The organism is Coleofasciculus sp. G1-WW12-02, from assembly GCF_040219735.1.
Classification (GTDB): Bacteria; Cyanobacteriota; Cyanobacteriia; order Cyanobacteriales; family Coleofasciculaceae; genus Coleofasciculus.
The window spans coordinates 1-9,039 of the sequence record NZ_JAVJRX010000074.1 but is presented as its reverse complement, the minus strand read 5'-3'; the positions used below and the strand labels follow the sequence as shown (position 1 = coordinate 9,039).

The following is a 9,039-nucleotide window of genomic DNA, read 5'->3' as shown; positions in this document are numbered from 1 at the left end:
GGACAAGCTGGCGTTTTCGATTGGGATTCAACTTCTAACACTAAGGCTTTTTCAAGGTTTTTTTTAGATTTAACTATAACGCCTTGCAAACTAAGAAGTTGAGTAAGCTGTTTCTTCATTTTTCGACTGTGTTTATTCAGGCATTAACTAACATTTTAGCATAATAAGTCCTGAAGAACCAGATTTATGCGTCCCATATTTGAGAAGAGAAACTCGCATATAGCTTTTTCATTTCCTGCCACACTAATGTCTCCATACGCCGCAATCCTTGATATACCGTAGTACACTGGCAAGGTTAAAACGTTGGTCAAGTATTTTCGCCAAACCCTTATGAGAGTAGCTATCCAGAAAAATTTTACCCACAATTTTAACCTTGCCGATGTAGTAGGGTGGGCATCGCCCCCGGTTAATTGCCAGACACCTGTCACTCTCCAGTCTCCCCAATCAACCCTATAGACAGATGCCAGGGAACCTCTCTACACTAATCCTTACCCGTAAGATGAAGGACAAATGACAAATGACAAAGGACAGCGATACAATCATGTATCTCGACTGTCGCTGACCCATTCTTGATCATCCTACCTATTGGTTACTGTTCCACTGAGACCTAAGTAGAATGGTACTAAAATTTTGGCTGGTGGGCGATGCCCACCCTACGGGATATCAAGGGTTTCGGCGATCTAAAAAGGCTTAGGTCAGTGCCATTGGGATCTAAGTAGGTTGGTGGAAATCAACCCAACTCTATTCCAGTCTGTAAAAAGTCCTCAACCCCTGACATAAGAGATAAAACATAAGACATAAGATAAGCCCCGCCGTTAACGTTACTTCCACCTACTGACTCATCCCCTTTTCTGCTTATGCAACTGTACACATCCCGGCGTCGAACCAAGATTGTAGCCACGATTGGTCCTGCTACCAGTCATCCAGAGGTGCTAAGAGAATTGATTAAAGCAGGTGCCACGACTTTGCGGCTAAACTTTTCCCATGGCACTCATGATGACCATCAGCGTAGCATTCGCCTGATTCGCCAAACAGCATTTGAACTGAATCAACCTGTGGGTATCCTGCAAGACTTACAAGGACCAAAAATCCGCCTGGGCAAATTTGAGAACGATTCGATTACACTAGAACGAGGCGATCGCTTCACCTTAACCAGTGAACCCCTAATCGGTACTCAGGATATCAGTTCCGTCACTTATGAACCCCTCGCCGATGAAGTCCCCAATGGTGCCACGATTCTGTTGGATGATGGCAGAGTGGAGATGCGGGTGGAAGAGATTAATCGCCACAAACGCGCCTTACATTGTCGGGTGATTGTCGGTGGTAAGCTCTCTAATAACAAAGGGGTCAACTTCCCCGGTGTCTACCTCTCCATTCGCGCCCTCACGGATAAAGACCGCCGGGATTTGATGTTTGGCTTAGACCAAGGTGTAGATTGGGTAGCCCTTAGCTTTGTTCGTAATCCCCAAGATGTGCTGGAAATCAAAGAATTAATTAACAGCGCGGGGAAAGATGTTCCGGTTATTGTCAAGATTGAAAAGCACGAAGCCATTGAACAAATGGACGCTATCCTCTCCCTCGCCGATGGGGTGATGGTGGCTAGGGGTGACTTGGGGGTAGAATTACCCGCTGAGGATGTGCCTATCTTGCAAAAGCGGTTGATTACCACCGCCAATCGTCTGGGAATTCCCGTGATTACCGCCACCCAGATGTTGGATAGCATGGTTAATTCCCCGCGTCCCACCCGTGCGGAGATTTCCGATGTGGCAAATGCCATCCTAGACGGAACCGACGCGGTAATGCTGTCCAATGAAACAGCCGTAGGGAACTATCCCGTAGAAGCCGTATCGACGATGGCAAAAATTGCCACCCGTATCGAACAAGAGGAAATTGTGCGGAATATGGAAGATACCCGCCGCTCAATTCCCAATGCGATTTCCCAAGCCGTGGGTCAAATTGCTGAACAGTTACAAGCGGCGGCGATTATGACCCTAACCAAGACGGGTTCTACAGCTCGAAATGTCTCCAAGTTTCGCCCCTGTACTCCGATTCTGGCGGTGACTCCCCATGTTGATGTTGCTCGACAACTGCAACTGGTTTGGGGAATTCGACCGCTATTGGTGTTGGATTTACCCTCAACGGGTCAAACCTTTCAAGCCGCGATTAATGTCGCCCAGGAAAAGCAGCTACTCTGTGAGGGCGATTTAGTGGTGATGACTGCGGGAACGCTGCAAGGGGTTCCGGGTTCTACGGATTTAATTAAAGTGGAAGTGGTGACAGCTATACTGGGTCAAGGCATTGGCATTGGCAAAGGGTCAGTGAGTGGTTTAGCTCGGGTGGCGTATAGTGCTGGAGAAGTGAACAACTTTAATCCGGGTGAAATCTTGGTGGTTCCGTCAACCAGTGCGGATTTTGTCGATACTATGCGTAAAGCTTCAGGGGTAGTGACAGAGGAAGATAGTTTAACCAGTCACGCGGCGATAATTGGTATGCGCTTGGGAGTTCCAGTCATTGTTGGGGTTAAGAATGCTACCCAGAGGATTCGGGATGGTGCAATTATCACCCTGGATACTCAGCGTGGTTTAGTCTACTCCGGGGCGATGGCGGCGAGTCCGACTAGCAGTGGGGCGGTCATGGTGTAATCAGGAGTTGCGACTTGTGTCACAAGTCCCTACAAGGAGAGTTTGGTTGTAGGTTGGTTTGACGCCGGAAACCCAACAAAATAAATGTATGGGATCAATTGGTGAGCCTATTGTCGGCAGTGATTCTGCTAGTATTCTATTTGGTAGTCAGGCTTCGCCGTCAATCCAAAACATCTACTTAATCACTTGGCTCAAGCTGCGCCTGAATCTCGTCGTAAGCTTTACGATATAGGGAGTTTGCTTGTACTTGGTTAGTATATCGTCGTCTGCAAAAAGAAGATCCGTTCTGTGAAGAAGTGATTGAGCAATGGAGGATTCGGAGTGAACGCACTAAGTCTTAACTTTGACTGGCTTACAAGTGGAAATGATTCGCCCGAAATCCAGCAGACTATGGGTATGTTTGGATTACGAGTGGGAGATATAAGTCTTACTCAACATGAGGATACCTTCTCTAAAACAATTCGCGATACCGTTCTTGTTTCAGCTTATCCTCTTGCGGCTTGGATAGCATCTTCATGGTGGCGATTACTTTTTGAACCTCTTCCGCCTACAAATGCTAAACCGTCAGTTGACTGGAGGATGGCACATGAACTTACTGCTGCCAATCAAGGATTTATTTGGCCCAGGGTAATACTAGCTTCAGATACTGAATTGATGCAAATATGGTCAACACCATCTAAGGCTGTTGATCAACAGTCCGTTAGGTATATTAACGGTCTTGAGGGATCATGCCCAATTAACCTCCATGAATTTGAACGGAAAGCAGAGAAATTCATAGAGACTGTGATCAGCCGTTTGAACGCAACGGGAGTGGATAACACACCATTAGCTAACCTTTGGCAAGAAGTTCAGGAGGAGCGTTCTGATAGATATGCAAGTCAATATCGTCGTTGTGAGGCTGAATTGGGTTTTGATCCTGATGAGTGTCCTGAAAGTCTCGTAAAAGATACTCTGAATCTTGCTGAACAGATAGGCATCAAAACCTTGTCAGAATTAGCTCCTGCCTGTAGCCAGGATTTATCAGAGGCAAAACCCCTCAGCGAAATTCTTGAGAAAATTCAAGAATCGGGACTTAAAGGAAAGCCGGATATTTCTATTGACGACTCTGTTAGCCCAGACACTCCACAAGCACCTTGGCAGCGAGGGAATAAAGTAGCATCGCTTCTACGTGATGCGATTGATATTCCAGAAAATTCTATACCCGACGACACACTTTATGATTTGCTTGGTCTAAAGAAATCTGAATATGAAGCTTGGACTCCTCCACGTCGGCAGCATATCTCAGTTGCAGTTCCCTTAAAAGAAAATAGGTTTAACTTCCACCCTAGAAAAAAACATCCGATTGCAAAACGATTTGAATTGGCTAGGCTTATTGGTGACTACTTGTTCTATGGCAATAGAGGAGAATCATGGCTTACCAGCACAGACCTTAGAACCTCAAGACAAAAGTATCAGCGTGCCTTTGCTGCGGAGTTTCTTTGCCCCCTAAGCAGCTTGCAGGATTATTTAGATAGTGACTACTCGGAGTCAGCTATAGAAGATGCGGGTGATCACTTTCAAGTAAGTTCACAGACAGTTGAATCAATACTTACAAACAACGGCTTGATTTATTCTCCTCAATCGAGTAGTGATTTAGAAGCCAGTCTCCCCTATTAAACTGAAGTTCCCCCCGTGCGGATGTACTACACCTAGCTGGAAGCCCCATCCAGCAACGGCTTGAGCGGTTATAGGCAAAAAGCGTACTGGGTACAACCTTCAAATCGGATGGCTGAACCTCTTATCCTATAAGGCTTGTAGCGATTATGGCTTCGGCGTGATGACACGAGCCAGACCATATCGTTACTTTATGCGATCGCGATAATTATTTCAACCCGTAGCCATGGAATGAATTTGCAATTAAACAACAATCATATTACCTTGGTGAAAAAGAGCGATCACTTCAGAATCCGTTTTAGGAGTCGCTTTCACAAATGTACCCATTGAGCGGGGTTCAAAAAATGGTTGTAACCCCCTCTAGGTAAGCATTCCGTTGTTTTGTTCTGGGGGGAACTTCCGATTAAAATGAGTAGAGACGTGCCATGGCACGTCTCTACTCAAAGGAAATTTTGTAGTTTTTGTTACAGTTTTTGGGAGATTCTAGTATCGATTTTGATTACGCTTACTGGTGTTATAGGGCTATACAATTCAAGTTTTTCGCTTCGTTTGATAAACTTGCACAAGTCGATCAATCCCTTTGAATCGATACTCGTCCATTAGTTCTAACCCTTGCTTGTGCGTCAGTAAAACATAAGTATCTTCACTCAGTACACATTCCCCAGGTGGACAAATAGCTTCCATTCGAGCCGCCAGATTAATGGTTGCGCCTAAGGCAGTATATTCTACCCGTTGAGAACTCCCCACATCTCCTACCACAGCTTTTCCACTATTCACTGAAATCCTTAATTGTAAGGGTTCCGGTAATACCTCATCAGCATTTAGTTTGTCTAGACGATGCAGCATTCCCTTCGCTGTAGCCAAGGCGCGATCCGCATGATCCGGTTGAGATTCAGGAGCGCCAAAAAATGCCATAATGCAATCGCCAATATATTTGTCGAGGGTGCCATTAAAAGCAAATACTTCTTGTAGCATCTCCTCAAATAAACTATTGAGCAATTGGGCAATTTGTACTGGACTTAACCGTTCTGAGAGCGCGGTGAAGCCGACAATATCGGCAAATAGAATACTAATTTCACTTTCGGCTGCAGGTAAGCGACCATCGGGTAATGTTTTATAGGCAATGAGTTGTTGAACGACGGCGGGTGAGTGATAGCGTTCTAGCCGTTGCCGAATTATTTCTTCGCTGGTGAGTTTTTGGGTCAAGAGCCAGCGTTGTACACTGGATGCCACCAGGTTGGCTAAGGTAGAAAAAAAGCTGAGGTCTTCTTCGCCTTCTTGAGTCCAATGGGTTGACGAGTGATGGGCATCGGCATAGAGTACCCCAACCACTTTATTTTCATCCCAAAGGGGAACAGCGATCGCGCTGCGAATTCCTTTGTACAGAATACTGACTTCTCCCTCAAAGCGTTGGTCAGCTTGGGCATCTGCCGTTTGAATGGCGACTTTTTCAGTGAAGACTTTTTGACATATACTACGACTAATCCAATGGCTGGACTCGGCTAAGGTTTGCTGCTGATTGACGTTTCTGGATGCAGCATTGAGTAATTCCAGTTGCCTTGAACCCGTCACATCTACCAATAAAGCGATACGTTCGATGCTTTCGAGATAGCGAAATACCACATCCTTTACCCGTGAGAAAATGGCTTCGATGGATTCAGCCGCACTTAAACTTTTCGCTATCTCTACCAAATCTTTGAGGCGAGCAATAGTTGTTTCCTTGACGCTAAGATCATCACCTTTATCTTTTGCTTGTATCCATTGCTGTTGCAATTCTTTGACACTGCGAAGGATCGTAGCTTCTGCGGGCATCCGTTCTACTTGGGCTGTTTTGCCTTGAGACGGATCAGCCAAAACAACCACCAGACTGACATCCCCCAACCAAATCACATCCCCGTTTTTCACCAGTTGAGGCGAGGTCACTAGGCGTTCGTTTAGCAGCGTTCCGTTTTTGCTCCCCATATCCTTAATCATCCAATTCTCGGTTGCCGTTTTCAAAAGGCGGGCATGATATCGGGATACCCCTTCGTAGGGCAAGGTTAAGTCGCACTCCGGTAAGCGACCAATTGTAAATACATCCTGATTTACTGTCACCGTTTTTTTAGTATTTCCTTGTTGCAGGCGCAGTTTGAGTTCAGCCATACCTAGATACGTCCTGGAAGCGAATGTGGGGCGCAAAAAGCTTTCCGATAATCCATCAGTTATTTGTTTTAATATTCAAGTCATTGGGGTAAACTTGAGTTTTCCAGTCCTTAAGCCAACGCCTAGCCCTTGAGGGTTTCGTAGACATCAGTGGATGCCTCTTAGCTGAAATAACTGGTATTTGTTCCATAAAGATAATCCTCTAGTTTGAAAGTAACTTGCTCCTTACTACCATCTAACACCAGATGTCCTTTCTGAAATCGACCCCCTCCAGAGGTCTTACAGAGGGCTGAACTAGGAGAACATTCAGCCAACTCTACCAGCGTTAGACTCGGCGTTGTAGACAAGTCAGATTGAAAGCTGGCTCTTTCAATCTCCCGCTTAGGGCGTAGTAGGCGGGAGTCGTTGACATCCTCGTTGTACCCGATCTGAGGCTGAAAACCTAAAAATCCGGATAACACAGCTTCTGCCTGAAAAGCTGATTAGGCTAAAAGTTTACGTCCGGGTAGCGATCAATATTATAATGATAGGCGCATTACTAGACCAACGTTACCAAGTGGTTTAGGTTCTAGGACAAGGTGGATTTGGTCATACATATCTGGCACAAGACACCCACAGACCTAGTAATCCGACTTATGTAGTCAAACACCTCAAACCTGCCTACCAGCGAACCAGACTTTTTACAGAGTGCCAGACGCCTGTTTAATAGAGATGCTGAAATCCTCAAAAAGCTTGGCACTCATGACCAGATCCCTCGGCTGTTAGCTTACTTTGAGGATAACCAAGAGTTTTATTTAGTACCAGATTTCATTGCCGAACATTCCCTAGGTGTGGAACTGCAACCCAGTCAACGCCCTTCCGGATAAGGGATGATCCTTCATCTGTCTAAGCTGATGTGCATTTAAATGGGGTATCCTGTGTTTTCTGTTTCCTGTTCCCTTTGAGACATTTAGGTATCCTAATCTAAATGCGGAACAGCCTATTATTGATGTGGATAATCTGTGTGGGCAATAAAAGCTCCATAATAGATGCTAAATCGGCAAAATTTTATCACAGAAGCAATTATAAATTTATGAATTTTTCCTAAGATATAGCGTCGAATTGTTTCAATTCTTAAAGAATTCGTAGCTGTCATGGCAGTCGATGTCAATACTTTCATCGTGTATCTCGTGAGACCCCGCATTCAGCGGATCTTTGCGGGGAGGGATAGAGGTCAAATCGACCCTTTCAATAAGGGGAGATTTGACAATCCAATTGAATGCACGACAATTAATCCCGTGCTTCGCTGCAACAATTGGACTTTTTTGGCAGTAAATTGCCCTAGTCGTTTCCAATTGCTATCGGAAACAGAAACCTGTGCTTTGGTGTCTCCAGAACACCAACCTATGTAAGTCTTTCCGGCTTTTTCGGCTACAACTTTGTCTCCCTTTCTAAAGCCATGGCGGGTTACTGTGCCGCCGTATTTGCGCCGTTTGTTTCCTTTGGACGGAACACACAAGTGTAATTGTCTACGATTAATTGGTGGTCTACGGATTACCGCAAATAGTGCAGGTGTTACCTGTACATCACCACACCAGCCGCCGTGTTTAGCATTGCTTGAATGCCACTCAAGCCATTGTATAAACTCAAACGCCGCCAAAGTGACGCCATCAACGGCGTGTGTTTCTGGTGTCTGACTACCCTTGTCTTTTTTGTCTTTGGCTAGCCCTAGCCACTGCCTAAGCTGGCTAGTTCCGTTTTTATCCTTTTGCCATCCTTGATGGGTTTTAACAGGAGCTAACTCAGAGAGCCAAGTTAGCATTTGTCGCTGACCTACCATGACTGGAGAGAAGCCAACGCCAGACCGAGCCGATTTGCGACCACTGGTTTTATCCACATCAGCCATGACCAATTCATAGTGAATGGCACTAATGGGAAACAGCTTAAATAGCTCCTTGACTACTATACGCTCTAACTGTTTGTTGGCTCGAATCGAGGGAGGTAACTTTTTTTGTTTCCGGTTGTCAAACCTAGCTTGACGGTGACATCTTTCAGGGTAGGGTAGCTTCCGGTTAATCCGCCTACCTCTCCTATAGCTAGGTTAGGGTTGTTGAAGAGTTAGCCTCCTTGCCGACAACATCTTTGCCTCCCTAGCGGACTGTTGCTCCGGGCGTGCAAGACTTGAGTAATAAGGGATAGAGTGCATCATCAAATCCCCTATTTTCATTTTAGGTTAAATCGGTTACATTGTTTTCTCAATCCATCGGCTGTGAGCCACGCGATCGCATCTCTATTGCCAGCCTCAAGGTTTGGTGATAACAGATGCTGGCGGAACAGCTTACCCAGCAGTCAACAACTCACCGCTAAGTTCTAGCGAACTATAGCGGGAGCTTGTGAAAACAGGCTCTAGTTGACCAGACTAAGTTCTACGAGAACTACGTTATTCAGCTCATGACACCCTAGGATACGTGCCAGTTATAGGCTCTGTCGTACAGTTTTAAACAGGTGTAGAGAGTTAAGCCAGTGAGCTGTACCTAACAAGGTTGGATAACATTGTCGAGGCAAACTTTACCAGTAATGAGAGTCTCAAAGTAATGCGAGTTTTCGTTCTAGACAAAAACCT

The 9,039-nt window shown here is 45.5% G+C and carries 4 protein-coding genes and 2 pseudogenes; 3 read left to right on the top strand and 3 right to left on the bottom strand.

Features of this window, described 5'->3' with window-relative positions; translation table 11 throughout:
• Nucleotides 1-857 precede the first annotated feature (857 nt).
• Nucleotides 858-2,642, top strand: a complete 1,785-nt coding sequence (gene pyk, locus RID09_RS12875; RefSeq protein WP_446336333.1) for a pyruvate kinase — start codon at nucleotides 858-860, stop codon at nucleotides 2,640-2,642.
• Nucleotides 2,643-2,963: 321 nt separating this feature from the next.
• Nucleotides 2,964-4,298, top strand: coding sequence for an ImmA/IrrE family metallo-endopeptidase (locus RID09_RS12870; RefSeq protein ID WP_446336332.1), 1,335 nt, complete (start codon nucleotides 2,964-2,966; stop codon nucleotides 4,296-4,298).
• Between the two features lie 528 nt (nucleotides 4,299-4,826).
• Here the strand turns inward: RID09_RS12870 and RID09_RS12865 are convergent.
• Both RID09_RS12865 and RID09_RS12860 read right to left on the bottom strand, forming a co-directional pair.
• A complete protein-coding gene (locus RID09_RS12865) occupies nucleotides 4,827-6,437 on the bottom strand; it encodes an adenylate/guanylate cyclase domain-containing protein (RefSeq protein ID WP_446336331.1) in 1,611 nt (536 codons plus the stop codon).
• 161 nt (nucleotides 6,438-6,598) lie between these two features.
• Nucleotides 6,599-6,898: a hypothetical protein gene (locus RID09_RS12860; protein ID WP_446336330.1), complete on the bottom strand. Its 300-nt coding sequence runs from the start codon at nucleotides 6,896-6,898 to the stop codon at nucleotides 6,599-6,601.
• Nucleotides 6,899-6,960: 62 nt separating this feature from the next.
• Here RID09_RS12860 and RID09_RS12855 point away from each other — a divergent pair.
• Nucleotides 6,961-7,291: pseudogene (locus RID09_RS12855) on the top strand (protein kinase domain-containing protein); the annotation flags it as partial.
• A 359-nt stretch (nucleotides 7,292-7,650) separates the two neighbouring features.
• Here RID09_RS12855 and RID09_RS12850 read toward each other — a convergent pair.
• A pseudogene (locus RID09_RS12850) lies at nucleotides 7,651-8,508 on the bottom strand (RRXRR domain-containing protein); the annotation flags it as partial.
• Between the last annotated feature and the right edge of the window lie 531 nt (nucleotides 8,509-9,039).